13 protein-coding genes are annotated in these 15,534 nt (G+C 59.9%); 10 read left to right on the top strand and 3 right to left on the bottom strand.

Features of this window, described 5'->3' with window-relative positions:
* Positions 1-127: 127 nt before the first annotated feature.
* The 3 genes from ACM6I7_RS07100 to ACM6I7_RS07090 are packed head-to-tail and all read right to left on the bottom strand — an operon-like array spanning position 128 to position 2,584.
* The gene (locus ACM6I7_RS07100) at positions 128-895 is read right to left on the bottom strand and encodes a TerB family tellurite resistance protein (RefSeq protein ID WP_103368679.1); all 768 of its coding nucleotides are present in this window, start codon (positions 893-895) and stop codon (positions 128-130) included.
* 1 nt (position 896) lies between these two features.
* Complete coding sequence (gene murU, locus ACM6I7_RS07095; protein WP_027610723.1) at positions 897-1,568, bottom strand: N-acetylmuramate alpha-1-phosphate uridylyltransferase MurU; 672 nt, start codon at positions 1,566-1,568, stop codon at positions 897-899.
* Positions 1,565-2,584: an aminoglycoside phosphotransferase family protein gene (locus tag ACM6I7_RS07090; RefSeq protein ID WP_027610722.1), complete on the bottom strand. Its 1,020-nt coding sequence runs from the start codon at positions 2,582-2,584 to the stop codon at positions 1,565-1,567. The genes murU and ACM6I7_RS07090 overlap by 4 nt, the downstream gene beginning before the upstream one ends.
* A 130-nt stretch (positions 2,585-2,714) precedes the next feature.
* Here ACM6I7_RS07090 and ACM6I7_RS07085 point away from each other — a divergent pair, with 130 nt between their 5' ends.
* From ACM6I7_RS07085 to ACM6I7_RS07040, 10 genes are all read left to right on the top strand, one after another.
* Positions 2,715-5,513: an LPS-assembly protein LptD gene (locus ACM6I7_RS07085; protein ID WP_414888228.1), complete on the top strand. Its 2,799-nt coding sequence runs from the start codon at positions 2,715-2,717 to the stop codon at positions 5,511-5,513.
* Positions 5,494-6,810, top strand: a complete 1,317-nt coding sequence (locus tag ACM6I7_RS07080; RefSeq protein WP_414888227.1) for a peptidylprolyl isomerase — start codon at positions 5,494-5,496, stop codon at positions 6,808-6,810. The genes ACM6I7_RS07085 and ACM6I7_RS07080 overlap by 20 nt, the downstream gene beginning before the upstream one ends.
* Positions 6,807-7,796 carry a 4-hydroxythreonine-4-phosphate dehydrogenase PdxA gene (pdxA, locus tag ACM6I7_RS07075; protein ID WP_414888226.1) on the top strand — a complete coding sequence of 330 codons (990 nt, stop codon included), beginning with the start codon at positions 6,807-6,809 and terminating at the stop codon, positions 7,794-7,796. The genes ACM6I7_RS07080 and pdxA overlap by 4 nt, the downstream gene beginning before the upstream one ends.
* Entirely contained in the window at positions 7,793-8,611 is an 819-nt protein-coding gene (gene rsmA / locus ACM6I7_RS07070) for a 16S rRNA (adenine(1518)-N(6)/adenine(1519)-N(6))-dimethyltransferase RsmA (protein ID WP_027610718.1), read from the top strand. The genes pdxA and rsmA overlap by 4 nt, the downstream gene beginning before the upstream one ends.
* Positions 8,612-8,725: 114 nt before the next feature.
* Positions 8,726-9,106: a Co2+/Mg2+ efflux protein ApaG gene (gene apaG, locus ACM6I7_RS07065; protein ID WP_027610717.1), complete on the top strand. Its 381-nt coding sequence runs from the start codon at positions 8,726-8,728 to the stop codon at positions 9,104-9,106.
* Positions 9,106-9,987, top strand: coding sequence for a symmetrical bis(5'-nucleosyl)-tetraphosphatase (locus ACM6I7_RS07060; protein ID WP_027610716.1), 882 nt, complete (start codon positions 9,106-9,108; stop codon positions 9,985-9,987). Before apaG ends, ACM6I7_RS07060 begins: the two co-directional genes overlap by 1 nt.
* Positions 9,988-10,020: 33 nt before the next feature.
* Entirely contained in the window at positions 10,021-10,350 is a 330-nt protein-coding gene (glpE, locus tag ACM6I7_RS07055) for a thiosulfate sulfurtransferase GlpE (RefSeq protein WP_027610715.1), read from the top strand.
* A gap of 294 nt (positions 10,351-10,644) precedes the next feature.
* A complete protein-coding gene (locus tag ACM6I7_RS07050) occupies positions 10,645-12,567 on the top strand; it encodes a PrkA family serine protein kinase (RefSeq protein ID WP_003228848.1) in 1,923 nt (640 codons plus the stop codon).
* A gap of 107 nt (positions 12,568-12,674) precedes the next feature.
* Positions 12,675-13,946 (top strand): YeaH/YhbH family protein, encoded by a 1,272-nt coding sequence (locus ACM6I7_RS07045; RefSeq protein WP_003228849.1) that lies wholly within the window; start codon positions 12,675-12,677, stop codon positions 13,944-13,946.
* Positions 13,943-15,505: a SpoVR family protein gene (locus tag ACM6I7_RS07040; protein WP_414888225.1), complete on the top strand. Its 1,563-nt coding sequence runs from the start codon at positions 13,943-13,945 to the stop codon at positions 15,503-15,505. The genes ACM6I7_RS07045 and ACM6I7_RS07040 overlap by 4 nt, the downstream gene beginning before the upstream one ends.
* Positions 15,506-15,534 lie beyond the last annotated feature (29 nt).

The following is a 15,534-nucleotide window of genomic DNA, read 5'->3' as shown; positions in this document are numbered from 1 at the left end:
ACCGAGTCGCCCCATTCGCGAGCAGGCTCGCTCCCACATTTGAAAGCATTCCATCTGTAGGAATGCGATCAGTGTGGGAGCGAGCCTGCTCGCGAAGAGGCCCTCATCAACAACTCACCTCTAACGATCAGCGAAAATCCCGCCGCGCCCGAATCAGGGTAAACGCGTTGTGCAGCTCGCGGGTTTTCTCGGTCGCGTCACGCACCTGCTCCGGCGTCGCGCCGCTGCCGGCGATCTTGTCCGGGTGATGACGACTGAGCAGCCGGCGATAGGCGCGCTTGATCTGCGCCGGCTCGCTGGTCGCCGACACCCCGAGCAGGCGCATCGCTTCCTGATAACTCACCGCGGCACTGACAATCGGCCGTTTATTGGGCTCGTAATCATTGGCCAGCGCCTGAATCTGGTGGGTTGTCCAACCCAGCCACTTGCCCCACTGCGCCAACAATTCACGCTCACTGACGCCCGCACGACCGTCGGCCCAGACCATCCGCCAGCAGGCGCGCAACACGCCCTCGGCGGCGTGTGGCTGAGCACTCAGGCGGCGCAGATAACCGCGCAGGCGGTCGCCGCCGGCCTTGCCGCGATTGAACGCAGCAATCGCCCGTCGCCGTGCCGGTTCGCTCATTTCCAGGGCGTTCATTTCATTGCGCGCCTGCTGGATATGGCCGTCCGTCACTCGCCCGTCACTCTTGGCCAGACGCCCGAGCAACACGAACAGCAATTCGTCGTTGCGCAACATCGGCCGTCCGCCGAGTTTTTCCCGCAAGTGCCCCCAGCTTTGCAGGTGCAGGCGCCGATCCAGCGCCTGTCCCAACAATGCCCCAAGCATGGCCCCCGGAATGCTGGCAATCGCAAAACCCGCTCCGGCTCCAATCAGAGTCCCTGGCCACAACATATCAACGACTCGCTTCTATCAATGCTTCAGCTTCGGCCAGACGCTCATGCGTACCGACATCCACCCAGTGACCTTTCAGACGCTCACCGCTGACCTGTCCGTCAGCCATGGCTTTGCGCAGCAGTGGTGCGAGCTTGAATGCGCCGTCCGCGCAGCCATCGAACAACTGCGGATGGAGCACGGCGATGCCGCTGTAGGTCAGGGTTTGCGCGCCTTGCTGACCATCCTGTACCCGGCCGTCAGTCAGGGTGAAATCGCCCGTCGGATGATGAGCCGGGTTGTCCGCCAGTACGAGATGCGCCAAACCGTTGATCGGTTGATGCAGCACGCTGAAGTCGTAATCGGTCCAGATATCGCCGTTGACCACCAGGAACGCATCGTCACCGAGTAACGGCAAGGCGCGGAAAATGCCGCCGCCGGTTTCCAGCGGCTCACCTTCCGGCGAGTACTGGATGCTCACACCGAACTGCGAACCGTCGCCCAGGTAATCTTCGATCTGCTGACCGAGCCAGGCATGGTTGATCACGATCTCGCTGAAACCAGCCGCCGCCAGCGCGCGCAGGTGATATTCGATCAACGGCACGCCGCCGGCACGCACCAGCGGCTTGGGGGTGGTCAGGGTCAGCGGGCGCATGCGCTCGCCCTTGCCTGCCGCCAGAATCATCGCCTTCATGCGCTCACTCCGCCACGCAGACTGGCGAGCAATGCCTGCAGGTCAGCCAGTTCAGGACGGCGCGCGATCACCGCTTCTATATAGGCGAAGAAACGCGGCACGTCGGCCAGGTAGCGCGGCTTGCCATCGCGATGGCAGATCCGCGCAAAAATGCCGATGACTTTCAGGTGGCGTTGTACGCCCATCAAGTCGCTGGCGCGCAGGAAGTCTTCGAAATCCGCTTGCACCGGGATGTCCAGCGCCGAGGCTTGCTGCCAGTAGCTTTCCAGCCAGCCACGCACGCGCTCTTCAGGCCAACTGAGGAAGGCGTCCTTGAACAGGCAGGTGACGTCGTAGGTGACCGGGCCGTAGACCGCATCCTGAAAGTCCAGTACGCCCGGATTCGGCTCGCTGAGCATCAGATTGCGCGGCATGTAGTCGCGGTGCACCAGCACTTTCGGCTGGGCCAGGGCGCTGTCGATCAGCAGATCGCTGACGGCTTGCCATTGTTGCTGCTGTGCCGCGTCGAACTCGATGCCGAGTTCGCGCTTTACGTACCACTCGGGGAACAGTTCCAGCTCGCGGCGCAGCAGTGCCACGTCGTAACTCGGCAGCGGTGCGACCATCGGCAATTGCTGAAAAGCCAACAGCGCCTGCAGGGCATCGCTGAACAAAGCGTCGGCATTTTCGCTGTCGATTACGTCCAGATAGGTCTTGTTGCCCAGGTCATTGAGCAAAAGAAATCCGCGTTCGAGGTCTTCTGCATAAATTTTCGGCACGTTAATTCCGGATTTCGCCAGCAAAAAGGCGATATCCACGAACGGTTTGCAGTTTTCCTGGGGCGGTGGCGCGTCCATCACGACGAAACTGCGACCCGCGCCTTCCCAACGGAAATACCGGCGGAAACTCGCGTCGCTGCTGGCCGCGGTCAACGTGGCCGGGGGCACGGCGCCCCAGCCCTGATCTGCAAACAGGATTGCCAACTGCTCATCGAGCCAAACTTTCAGGTGTTGCAAGCGTACATCTTGGTCAGGCATTGCAAGGGTCTCCGACGGCGCTAGCCGTCAAGCGGGTCATGCTTTATTATCCAGCATCTTTTTCAGACCATCGAGAGGCGTGCGGCCCACACCGCGGGCAGATGGCACGCAGGAAGCCCGGACTAATAAGATGGCATTGAAATCCCCCGCGTTTCGTAAAAAATTTCCGTTGTTGGTAACCGGCAGTCTGCTGGCTATGCAACCTCTGGCCAGTCAATTCGTTGTTGCCGCCGAGCAGTATGACTGCGCCGTCTCGGCAACGGGTGGCTGGGCGTGTGCGCCCAAGACGCCGGCAGCTGCATTGCCGCCGCGTCCGGTGCATGACGGCAGCGCTGTCAGCGCCGCCGGCGAAGCCCCGACCCAGAACGGTTCCACATCCGACACCGGCGCCAAGCCTGTGCTGGTCACCGAAGCCAAAGGCCGCGGCCTGAAATCCCGTAGCGAAGACTACAGTCACCTCGACTGGGTTCCGCGCGAGAAGCTCACCGCCGCCCAATTGGCCGAGACCGGTCCTTACTGCTCTGGTTCCTATATCGAACCAATTCGTCCTGGCATGAATGACAAGACGAATAAAAGTGACGCACCGACCTTTATTGGCGCCAAGGCCTCGCGCTACAACACCGAAGATCAGGTGGGTACGCTGGCCGGCGACGTGGTCCTGCGTCAGGGCAGCATGCAGGTCGAGTCCGACGAGGCCAGCCTGTATCAGGCCGAGAGCCGCGCCGAACTCAATGGCGACGTGCGCATTCGCGACAACGGCGCACTGATCGTCGGCGACCACGCCGATGTGCAGCTCGACACCGGTGAAGCCAAGGTCGACAACGCCGAATACGTGATGCACAAATCGCGCATCCGCGGTAACGCGCTGTACGCCAAGCGTGCCGAAAACGCGATCATCCGCTTGAAGGACGGCACGTACACCACGTGCGAACCGAACAGCAACGCCTGGCAGCTCAAGGGCAACAACATCACCCTGAACCCTGCCACCGGCTTCGGTACCGCGACCAACGTGACACTGCGGGTCAAGGACATTCCGATCCTGTACACGCCGTACATCTACTTCCCGATCGACGACCGTCGTCAATCGGGCTTCCTGCCGCCGACCATCGGCACCGGCAGCGATACCGGCTTCATGCTGGTGACCCCGTACTACTTCAACCTGGCGCCGAACTACGATGCCACGTTGTACCCGCGTTACATGAGCAAACGCGGCATGCTGGTCGAAGGCGAATTCCGTTACCTGACCAAGTCCAGCGAAGGCCAGTTCGGTGCGGCGTATCTGAACGACGAAGATACCGATCGCAGCAAACAGACCGACTACGAAAAGAATCGCTACATGTACAACTGGCAGCACAAGGGTGGTCTCGACTCCCGCGTGATGACTCAGGTCGACTACACCAAGATCAGCGATCCGTACTACTTCCAGGACCTGACCACTGATCAGATCGGTGTGAAGAGCCAGGACTTCGTGAATCAGCAAGGTTCGGTGACCTATCGTGGCGACAGCTACACCGCTCGCCTGAATGCGCAGCAGTACCAATTGGCAACCGTTTCGAACATCACGCCTTACGGCCGTCTGCCGCAGATCACCTTCAATGGTCAACTGCCGTATCACCCGGAAGGTTTGAATTTCGATTACGAGACCGAAATTGTTCGGTTCGATCGTGATCTGCAAAACGGCAACTTTACCAATGAAGACGGCACCATCTCGCCTCGCCTGGATACAAACGTTCAGGGCCTGGCGCGCGCCAACGGCGATCGTCTGAACCTGAAGCCGGGCGTCAGCCTGCCGATGAACTGGACCTATGGTTTCCTGAAGCCATCGCTCAAGTACCAGTACACCCAATACCAGCTGGATCTGGACGGCACCGGCAAGTCGCAGATTGCTGCGATGACTGCTGAGCAGCAAAAGCTCAACGGCACCTTCGACAGCAACCAGAACCGTGGCGTACCGATCGCCAGCGTCGACAGCGGCCTGTACTTCGACCGCAACACGTCGTACTTCGGCAAGAACTATCGCCAGACCCTGGAACCGCGTCTGTTCTACCTGTATGTACCCAAGGTTGATCAGGAAGACATTCCGGTATTCGATACCAGTGAATACACCTTCAACTACGCGTCGCTCTTCCGCGATAACCGCTTCTCCGGCTCCGACCGTGTCGGCGACGAGAACAAGCTGTCGCTGGGCGTGACCAGCCGCTGGATCGAAGACGACGGTTTCGAGCGTCAGCGCATCAGCGTAGGCCAGGCTTACTACTTCAAGGATCGCGAAGTTCAACTGCCAGGCATCGCGTTCAAGGATCGCAAAGACGCCCAGTCCGACGTATCGCCATACGCGCTGGAATACGAATACCGCTGGAACCGCGATTGGCGCACCACTGCCGACTACAACTGGGATCCGGACAGCCGCAGCCCGCGTTCCGGCAGCGCGATGTTCCATTACCAGCCTGAAGACAACCCGAACAAGGTGGTCAACGTCGGTTATCGCTATCGCAACGACCAGGTTCGTTACGACCAGAACACCGGTAAATGGTCGGTGGGTGGTGGCGACTACGGCACGCCGGGCCAGCCTGGCTACGTGAAGGACTACTACAAGATCCAGCAGCATGACTTCTCGGTCATCTGGCCGATCGTTCCGCAGTGGAGCGCGATCAGCCGCTGGCAGTACGACTACAACCGCAACCGTACGCTGGAAGCCTTCGGTGGTTTCGAATACGACAACTGCTGCTGGAAACTGCGCCTGATCAACCGTTACTGGGTTTCCTACGACGAATTCAGTCAGGAAGCTCCGCAAAACGAAAAAGGCGACCACGGCGTCTTCCTCCAAATTGTTCTGAAGGGACTCGGCGGCCTGACTGGCGCCAAGGTAGAGAGCTTCCTCGACAAAGGCATCCAAGGTTATCGTCAACGTGAAGACCAAGCTTTCTGATTCTCTGCGCCCGCTGCTGCTGGGCGCGCTGTTCCTGGGTACTGCGGCCAACGCCGCAGTACAGTCCATCGATAAAGTGGTCGCGATCGTTGATAACGACGTGGTCATGCAGAGCCAACTGGACCAGCGCGTCCACGAAGTTCAGCAGACCATCGCCAAACGTGGCGGCGGCATGCCGCCTCCAGGCGTGCTGGATCAGCAGGTGCTCGAGCGCCTGATCGTCGAAAACCTGCAACTGCAGATCGGCGAGCGTTCCGGGATCCGCATTACCGATGAAGAACTGAACCAGGCTGTTGGCACTATCGCTCAGCGTAACAACATGACTGTGGATCAATTCCGCGCGGCTCTGGCTCACGATGGCCTGTCCTACGACGACGCCCGTGACCAGATCAAGCGCGAAATGATCATCAGCCGTGTGCGTCAGCGCCGTGTGGCAGAGCGCATCCAGGTCTCCGAGCAGGAAGTGAAGAACTTCCTCGCCTCCGACCTGGGCAAGATGCAACTGTCCGAAGAGCTGCACCTGGCCAACATCCTGATTCCTACGCCGGAAAGCGCCAATTCTGAAGCGATTCAGAGCGCTTACCGTCAGGCAATGGACGTTTACCAGCAGCTCAAGAAAGGTGCTGACTTCGGTCAGATGGCCGTTGCCAAATCCGGCAGCGACAACGCCCTGGAAGGCGGCGACATGGGCTGGCGTAAAGCTGCGCAACTGCCACCGCCGTTCGATCGTGAGCTGAGCAGCATGGCCGTTGGCGACATCACTCAGCCTGCACGTACCCCGGGTGGTTTCATCATCCTCAAGTTGCTGGCCAAACGTGGTGGCGAAGCGCAGATGCGTGATGAGGTGCATGTGCGCCACATCCTGGTCAAGCCAAGCCCGATCCGTGACGAAGCCAAGACCAAGGCCCTGGTGCAGTCGCTGTACGATCGCATCCTGGCCGGTGAAGACTTCGCTGAACTGGCGAAGAACTACTCCGAAGACCCGGGTTCGGCGCTCAACGGTGGCGACCTGAACTGGATCGACCCGAACGCACTGGTACCGGAATTCCGCGAAGTGATGGCCAAGACCCCACAAGGTCAGCTGTCCAAGCCGTTCCAGACTCAGTACGGCTGGCACGTACTGGAAGTCCTTGGCCGCCGCGCCACCGACAGCACCGAGCAGGCTCGCGAGCAACAAGCAATGACCGTTCTGCGTAACAAAAAATACGATGAAGAGCTGCAAAACTGGCTGCGTCAGATTCGTGAAGAAGCCTACGTAGAAATCAAACTCCCTGGTGCAGACCAGGCAGCGCAGTGAAACCCAAGCGTTTCGCGCTGACACCCGGCGAACCAGCCGGCATCGGTCCCGACCTGTGCCTGCTGCTCGCCTCGCAAGCCCAGCCACACCCCCTGATTGCCATCACCAGCCGCGACCTGCTCACCGAGCGGGCCGCGCAGCTGGGGCTGGCCGTCACTTTGCTGGAAGTGGCACCCGGTCACTGGCCGGACGCGCCGGCACCGGCAAGCAGCCTGTACGTCTGGGACACCCCGCTGAGCGCTCCCGTGGTTGCCGGGCAACTGGACCAGGCTAATGCTGCCTTCGTTCTGGAAACCCTGACCCGCGCCGGCAACGGCTGCCTGAACGGCGACTTCGCCGGGATGATCACCGCCCCTGTACACAAGGGCGTGATCAACGAATCCGGCATCCCGTTCTCCGGACACACGGAATTTCTCGCCGACCTGACCCACACCGCCCAAGTGGTCATGATGCTCGCCACCCGCGGCTTGCGCGTGGCACTGGTCACCACTCACCTGCCCCTGCGCGAGATCGCCGATGCGATCACGCCGGAACGGCTGGAACGGGTCACGCGGATTCTGCACGCCGACCTGCAAGACAAATTCGGCATCACCCAGCCACGCATCCTGGTCTGCGGACTCAACCCGCACGCCGGCGAAGGCGGACACCTGGGCCATGAAGAAATCGACATCATCGAACCTACCTTAGAGCGCCTGCGCGGCGAGGGCATGGACCTTCGTGGCCCGCTGCCTGCCGACACTCTGTTTACCCCCAAATATCTGGAGCACTGCGACGCAGTGCTGGCGATGTACCACGACCAGGGCCTGCCCGTGCTGAAGTACAAAGGCTTCGGCGCCGCAGTCAACATTACCCTTGGCCTGCCGATCATCCGCACCTCGGTTGACCACGGCACCGCCCTGGATCTGGCCGGCAGCGGCAAGATCGACACCGGCAGCCTGCAGGTCGCCCTGGAAACCGCCTACCAGATGGCCGAGACCCGTTTATGACCGAGCAATACCAACACAAGGCGCGCAAACGCTTTGGCCAGAACTTCCTGCACGACGCCGGCGTCATCGACCGCATCCTGCGCTCCATCAGTGCCAAATCCGGCGACCGCATGCTGGAAATCGGCCCGGGCCAGGGCGCACTGACGGCTGGCCTGCTCAACTCCGGTGCGCAACTCGACGTGGTGGAACTGGACAAGGACCTGATCCCGATCCTCAACCAGCAGTTTGCCGGCAAGAGCAACTTCAACCTGCATCAGGGCGATGCGCTGAAGTTCGACTTCAACACCCTCAACGCTGCGCCGAACAGCCTGCGCGTGGTCGGCAACCTGCCGTACAACATCTCAACGCCGCTGATTTTCCACCTGCTGAACAACGCCGGCATCATTCGCGACATGCACTTCATGTTGCAGAAGGAAGTGGTCGAGCGCCTGGCCGCAGGCCCGGGTGGCGGGGACTGGGGTCGTCTGTCGATCATGGTTCAATATCACTGCCGTGTGGAACACCTGTTCAACGTCGGCCCGGGCGCGTTCAACCCGCCGCCGAAGGTCGACTCGGCCATCGTCCGTCTGGTGCCGCACGCGGTACTGCCGCACCCGGCCAAGGATCATCGTCTGCTCGAGCGTGTCGTTCGCGAAGCCTTCAACCAGCGTCGCAAGACCCTGCGCAACACCCTCAAGCAATTGATGACCGCTGCCGAGATCGAAGCCGCCGGCGTCGATGGCAGCCTGCGCCCCGAGCAACTGGACCTGGCCGCATTCGTGCGCCTGGCCGACAAGCTCGCCGAGCAGGTTCCTGCCGCCCCCGCCGCCGACTGACCGGCGATGAACGCTATCGGGCAGGCCGCCACTCTGGTTTACTGCCCGATACTTGCCTAGACTGATTCCCCATCAGCTACGCCTCGCGTTCCGCTTTGCTTAAGGCCCTTTTGCATGTCCGATTCTCGTTATCAGGTCGACGTCAGTGTCGTTACCCGCTACCTGGCAGAACAATCGCAACCCGAGCACAACCGCTTCGCCTTCGCCTACACCATCACCGTGCAGAACAATGGCGAGCGCCCTGCCCAGCTGATGTCACGACATTGGGTGATTACCGACGGTGACGGGCATGTCGAAGAGGTTCGCGGCGCTGGCGTCGTCGGCCAGCAACCGCTGATCGAGGCTGGCAAAAGCCACACCTACAGCAGCGGCACGGTGATGACCACCAAGGTCGGCACCATGGAGGGCACTTACGAAATGGTCGCCGATGACGGTAAACATTTCGACGCGATCATCAAACCTTTCCGCCTCGCCGTCCCCGGAGCCCTGCACTGATGACGACGTACGCCGTCGGCGACCTGCAAGGCTGCCTCGAACCGCTCAAATGTCTGCTCAAGCAAGTGGCTTTCGACCCGAAGCTCGATCGGCTGTGGCTGGTCGGCGACCTGGTCAACCGCGGCCCGCAATCGCTGGAAACCCTGCGTTTTCTCTACGGCATGCGCGATTCGCTGGTTTGCGTACTGGGTAACCATGACCTGCACCTGCTCGCTGCAGCCAACAACATTGAGCGCCTGAAGAAGTCCGATACCCTGCGCGAGATCATTGAAGCCCCCGACGCAGCCGATCTGCTCGAGTGGCTGCGCCAGCAGAAACTCATGCACTACGACGAACAACGCGAAGTAGCCATGGTGCACGCAGGCATCCCACCGCAGTGGTCCTTGCGCAAGGCCCTGAAGTACGCGGCCGAGGCCGAAGCGGCACTGCGTGACGACAACCTGTTTCCGCTGTATCTCGATGGCATGTACGGCAATGAGCCGGCGAAGTGGGACAGCGAGCTCACGGGCGTGACCCGCCTGCGCGTCATCACCAACTATTTCACCCGCATGCGCTTCTGCACTGCCGAGGGCAAGCTCGACCTCAAGAGCAAGGAAGGTCTCGACACTGCCCCGCCCGGCTATAAGCCATGGTTCCAGCACAAAGAGCGCAAGACCCGCGGTCTGCGCATCATTTTCGGCCACTGGGCCGCGCTGGAAGGCGATGTCCGTGAACCGGGCATCTCGGCACTGGACACCGGTTGTGTCTGGGGCGGCAGCCTGACCCTGATGAACGTCGACAGCGGCGAGCGCGTGTCATGCAAATGCGATGAACACGGCGGGCTTGCGCCATCAGTCGCACCACTTATCCCCGAAACTCCGCCAGTCAGCGCCCCGCGTTAGACTGCGCACTCTGCCGAGCTACAGGAACCCGCCATGAGCGAATTCAAACGAATCCCCCCGGAACAGGCCCATGCCCTGCGTGAGCAAGGCGCAGTCGTGGTCGATGTCCGTGATCCTGCAACTTTTGCCGCCCTGCATATCAGCGGTTCGAAGCATCTGGACAACCACTCGCTGCACGCCTTCATTCAAGGCGCCGACCTCGATGCACCGACCGTTGTCGTCTGCTACCACGGCAATTCCAGCCAGGGCGCGGCCGCCTACCTGATCAGCCAGGGCTTCTCCGACGTCTACAGCATGGACGGCGGCTTCGAGCTGTGGCGTGCGACTTATCCGTCGGAAACCGCGCAAGGCACCGCCGAATAATTTTTTTGTCACGCGCAGGCCCCGGCTGCCGTGGGCCTGCGCGCGGCAGACGAACGGTCTGCCACAACTAATTACGTATCTCGCCTTTACCTCTCGAATTCCCAACTATCCTTAAGCCCAGGCCATCCAAAACAGGGGAGAGCCGGTACACCGGCGCACGGGTCATCGGGAGTGACTTTCAAGGTTGTCGACCGCGAAAGTGTTCTGGGGGGTAAACAAGCGGCCACCACGGCTGCTTGCCAGCATCGACTGAGTGATCCGGCGTCGGCTCCACGTATCGAGCGAGGTGACGTCATGAGTATCTTTAGCCACTTCCAACAACGCTTCGAGTCCACACGCCAGGAAGAACTCTCGCTGCAGGAGTACCTAGAGCTGTGCAAAAAGGACCGCAGCGCTTACGTTTCCGCCGCCGAGCGTCTATTGATGGCCATCGGCGAACCCGAGCTGCTCGACACGTCGACCAACTCGCGGCTGTCGCGGATCTTCTCCAACAAGGTGATTCGTCGCTATCCGGCCTTTGAAGACTTCCACGGGATGGAAGAATGCATCGACCAGATCGTCTCGTATTTCCGCCATGCCGCCCAAGGCCTGGAAGAGAAGAAACAAATCCTCTACCTGCTCGGCCCCGTCGGTGGCGGTAAATCGTCCCTGGCCGAGAAGCTGAAACAGCTGATGGAAAAAGTGCCCTTCTACGCGATCAAGGGCTCGCCGGTATTCGAATCGCCTCTGGGTCTGTTCAACGCCACCGAAGATGGCGCGATCCTCGAGGAAGACTTCGGCATCCCGCGGCGCTACCTGAACACCATCATGTCGCCGTGGGCGACCAAACGCCTGGCTGAATTTGGCGGCGACATCAGCCAGTTCCGCGTGGTCAAGCTGTACCCGTCGATTCTCAACCAGATCGCCGTGGCCAAGACCGAACCGGGTGACGAGAACAACCAGGACATCTCGGCGCTGGTAGGCAAGGTCGACATCCGCAAACTCGAGGAATACCCACAGAACGACGCCGACGCCTACAGCTACTCCGGTGCGCTGTGCCGGGCCAACCAGGGCCTGATGGAATTCGTCGAAATGTTCAAGGCACCGATCAAGGTGCTGCACCCATTGCTGACCGCCACGCAGGAAGGCAACTACAACAGTACCGAAGGGCTGGGGGCGATTCCGTTCACCGGGATCCTGCTCGCGCACTCCAACGAATCGGAGTGGCACACCTTCCGCAACAACAAGAACAACGAAGCGTTCATCGACCGGATCTACATCGTCAAAGTGCCGTACTGCCTACGGGTCAGCGACGAGGTGAAGATTTACGACAAATTGCTGTTCAACAGTTCGCTGGCCAAAGCCCACTGCGCCCCCGACACTCTGAAGATGCTGGCGCAGTTCACCGTGCTGTCGCGCCTCAAGGAACCGGAAAACTCCAATATCTATTCGAAGATGCGCGTCTACGACGGGGAAAACCTGAAAGACACCGATCCAAAGGCCAAGTCGATCCAGGAATACCGCGATTCGGCGGGCGTCGACGAAGGCATGAACGGTCTCTCGACCCGTTTCGCGTTCAAGATTCTGTCCAAGGTGTTCAACTTCGATCCGCATGAAATCGCCGCCAACCCGGTGCACCTGTTGTATGTGCTGGAACAACAGATCGAGCAGGAACAGTTCCAGGCCGAGACCCGCGAGCGCTATCTGCGCTACCTCAAGGAATACCTGGCGCCGCGTTATATCGAGTTCATCGGCAAGGAGATCCAGACCGCTTATCTGGAGTCTTACAGCGAATACGGGCAGAACATCTTCGACCGCTACGTGCTGTATGCGGACTTCTGGATCCAGGATCAGGAATACCGCGATCCGGAGACCGGCGAGATTCTCAACCGTGTCGCCCTGAACGAAGAGCTGGAGAAAATCGAGAAACCGGCGGGCATCAGCAATCCGAAGGATTTCCGCAACGAAATCGTCAACTTCGTGTTGCGCGCCCGAGCCAACAACAACGGCAAGAACCCGACCTGGCTCAGCTACGAGAAACTGCGGGTGGTCATCGAGAAGAAAATGTTCTCGAACACCGAAGACCTGCTGCCAGTCATCAGCTTCAATGCCAAGGCGAGCAAAGAGGATCAACAGAAACACAACGACTTCGTTACTCGAATGGTCGAACGCGGCTACACCGACAAACAGGTAAGACTTCTGTCCGAATGGTACCTACGGGTCCGGAAATCGCAGTAAAACAGCTACAAGCTTCAAGCTACGAGCTGCAAGAAAAAAGCATGTGAACGCTGTGCTTCTACTTGCGGCTCGCAGCTCACAACTTGAAGCTGCCCGGAGGGCCACGTATGAGCTATGTGATCGACCGACGTCTCAATGGCAAGAACAAGAGCACGGTTAACCGCCAGCGCTTCCTGCGGCGTTACCGTGATCACATCAAGAAGGCTGTCGAAGAGGCAGTCAGCCGCCGTTCCATCACCGACATGGAACACGGCGAACAGATCAGCATTCCCGGTCGCGATATCGACGAACCGGTGCTTCACCACGGTCGCGGCGGCAAGCAGACCGTGGTTCATCCCGGCAACAAGGAATTCACTGCTGGCGAACACATCGCCAGGCCTCCGGGGGGCGGCGGTGGACGCGGTCCCGGCAAGGCTGGCAATTCCGGCGAGGGCATGGACGAATTCGTCTTCCAGATCACCCAGGAGGAATTCCTCGAGTTCATGTTCGAGGACCTTGAACTGCCGAATCTGGTGAAACGCAACCTGAGCGGTACCGACACCTTCAAGACCGTGCGCGCGGGGATCAGCAACGAGGGCAACCCGTCACGGATCAATATCATCCGCACCCTGCGCTCGGCCCACGCCCGGCGCATTGCGCTGTCCGGCAGCAGCCGTGCCAAACTGCGCGAGGCCAAAGAGGAACTGGCGCGATTAAAGCGCGAAGAGCCGGACAACTTCGGCGATATTCAGGAACTCGAAGCGGAAATCGAGAAACTCAGCGCGCGCATTCACCGCGTGCCATTCCTCGATACTTTCGACTTGAAATACAACCTGCTGATCAAGCAACCCAACCCCAGCTCGAAAGCGGTGATGTTCTGCCTGATGGACGTGTCCGGCTCGATGACCCAGGCGACCAAGGACATCGCCAAACGCTTTTTCATCCTGCTGTACCTGTTCCTCAAGCGGAACTACGACAAGATCGACGTAGTGTTCATCCGCCATCACACCAGCGCCCGGGAAGTGGACGAGGAAGAGTTCTTCTACTCGCGGGAAACCGGCGGCACCATCGTCTCCAGCGCCCTGAAGCTGATGCAGGAGATCATGGCCGAGCGCTACCCGAGCAACGAATGGAACATCTACGCCGCGCAGGCTTCCGACGGCGACAACTGGAACGATGACTCGCCGATCTGCCGCGACATCCTGATCAATCAGATCATGCCGTTTGTGCAGTACTACACTTATGTGGAGATCACCCCGCGCGAACACCAGGCCCTCTGGTACGAATACGAACGCATCGCCGAAGCCTTTTCCGACACGTTTGCCCAGCAGCAACTGGTCTCGGCCGGGGATATCTATCCGGTCTTCCGTGAACTCTTCCAGCGCAGGTTAGTGACATGACCGCCAAAGAGCAGAAACGCCAACCCATTTCCACCGGCTCCGAATGGACGTTCGAGCTGATCCAGGCCTACGACCGCGAAATCGCCCGGATTGCGGCCGGCTATGCCCTGGACACCTATCCCAACCAGATCGAAGTGATCACCGCCGAACAGATGATGGACGCCTATGCCTCGGTCGGCATGCCCCTGGGCTATCACCACTGGTCCTACGGCAAACACTTCCTCAGCACCGAGAAATCCTACAGCCGCGGCCAGATGGGGCTGGCCTACGAGATCGTGATCAACTCGGATCCGTGCATCGCCTACCTGATGGAGGAAAACACCATCTGCATGCAGGCGCTGGTGGTGGCGCACGCGTGCTATGGCCACAACAGCTTCTTCAAGGGCAATTACCTGTTCCGCACCTGGACCGATGCCAGTTCGATCATCGACTACCTGGTGTTCGCCAAGCAGTACATCATGCAATGCGAGGAGCGCCACGGTATCGATGCGGTGGAAGACCTGCTCGACTCCTGCCATGCGCTGATGAATTACGGGGTCGACCGCTACAAACGTCCCTACCCGATTTCCGCCGAGGAAGAACGCCGGCGGCAGAAGGATCGCGAAGAACACATGCAGAAGCAGATCAACGATCTGTGGCGCACCATCCCCAAAGGCGCGGACAAGTACAGCGACAAGGACAACGCCAGGTTCCCCGCCGAACCGCAGGAAAACATCCTGTATTTCATCGAGAAGCACGCGCCGTTGCTGGAGCCGTGGCAACGGGAGATCGTGCGGATCGTGCGCAAGATCGCCCAGTATTTTTATCCACAGCGTCAGACGCAGGTGATGAACGAAGGCTGGGCCACCTTCTGGCACTACACCCTGATGAACGACCTGTACGACGAGGGCCTGGTGACCGACGGGTTCATGATGGAATTCCTCACCTCGCATACCAGCGTGGTGTTCCAGCCAGGCTTCGACAGCCCTTACTACAACGGGATCAACCCTTACGCACTGGGCTTCGCGATGTATCGCGACATCCGCCGCATGTGCGAAAACCCCACCGAGGAAGACCGGCGCTGGTTTCCGGACATCGCCGGTTCCGACTGGCTGTCGAGCATCAAATTCGCCATGAGCAGTTTCAAGGATGAGAGCTTCATCCTCCAGTACCTGTCACCCAAAGTGATCCGCGACCTGAAGCTCTTCAGCATCCTCGATGACGACCAGAAGGACGATTTGCTGGTGCCGGCGATCCACGACGAAACCGGTTACCGGATCATCCGCGAAACCCTGGCCGCGCAGTACAACCTCGGCAACCGCGAACCGAACGTGCAGATCTACAGCATCGACCGCCGCGGCGACCGCTCGCTGACCCTGCGTCACCAGCAACATGACCGCAAACCCTTGGGCGATTCCACCCACGAGGTACTGAAACATCTGCACCGGTTGTGGGGCTTCGACATTCACCTGGAAACCCTTCAGGGCGACCAGATCATGAAAACTCACCACGTACCGCCGCGAAGTGAACACAGCGAGGGTGATTACGGTCGACTCGACCTGGCCGTGATTCATCTCTAGATGCGGTTCTGACCTCCGAAAGTCCGACA

It is taken from the genome of Pseudomonas sp. IT-93MI4, from assembly GCF_949767635.1.
GTDB classification, from domain to species: Bacteria; Pseudomonadota; Gammaproteobacteria; order Pseudomonadales; family Pseudomonadaceae; genus Aquipseudomonas; species Aquipseudomonas putida_A.
The sequence above is the reverse complement of the archived record's forward strand: the minus strand, read 5'-3'. Positions and strand labels throughout refer to the sequence as shown.

Excerpts from the sequence above, each read along its gene's own strand:
- ACM6I7_RS07100 (WP_103368679.1), bottom strand. The coding sequence starts at position 895 with ATGTTGTGGCCAGGGACTCTGATTGGAGCCGGAGCGGGTTTTGCGATT.
- murU (WP_027610723.1), bottom strand. The coding sequence starts at position 1,568 with ATGAAGGCGATGATTCTGGCGGCAGGCAAGGGCGAGCGCATGCGCCCG.
- ACM6I7_RS07090 (WP_027610722.1), bottom strand. The coding sequence starts at position 2,584 with ATGCCTGACCAAGATGTACGCTTGCAACACCTGAAAGTTTGGCTCGAT.
- ACM6I7_RS07085 (WP_414888228.1), top strand. The coding sequence starts at position 2,715 with ATGGCATTGAAATCCCCCGCGTTTCGTAAAAAATTTCCGTTGTTGGTA.
- rsmA (WP_027610718.1), top strand. The coding sequence starts at position 7,793 with ATGACCGAGCAATACCAACACAAGGCGCGCAAACGCTTTGGCCAGAAC.
- apaG (WP_027610717.1), top strand. The coding sequence starts at position 8,726 with ATGTCCGATTCTCGTTATCAGGTCGACGTCAGTGTCGTTACCCGCTAC.
- ACM6I7_RS07060 (WP_027610716.1), top strand. The coding sequence starts at position 9,106 with ATGACGACGTACGCCGTCGGCGACCTGCAAGGCTGCCTCGAACCGCTC.
- glpE (WP_027610715.1), top strand. The coding sequence starts at position 10,021 with ATGAGCGAATTCAAACGAATCCCCCCGGAACAGGCCCATGCCCTGCGT.
- ACM6I7_RS07050 (WP_003228848.1), top strand. The coding sequence starts at position 10,645 with ATGAGTATCTTTAGCCACTTCCAACAACGCTTCGAGTCCACACGCCAG.
- ACM6I7_RS07045 (WP_003228849.1), top strand. The coding sequence starts at position 12,675 with ATGAGCTATGTGATCGACCGACGTCTCAATGGCAAGAACAAGAGCACG.
- ACM6I7_RS07040 (WP_414888225.1), top strand. The coding sequence starts at position 13,943 with ATGACCGCCAAAGAGCAGAAACGCCAACCCATTTCCACCGGCTCCGAA.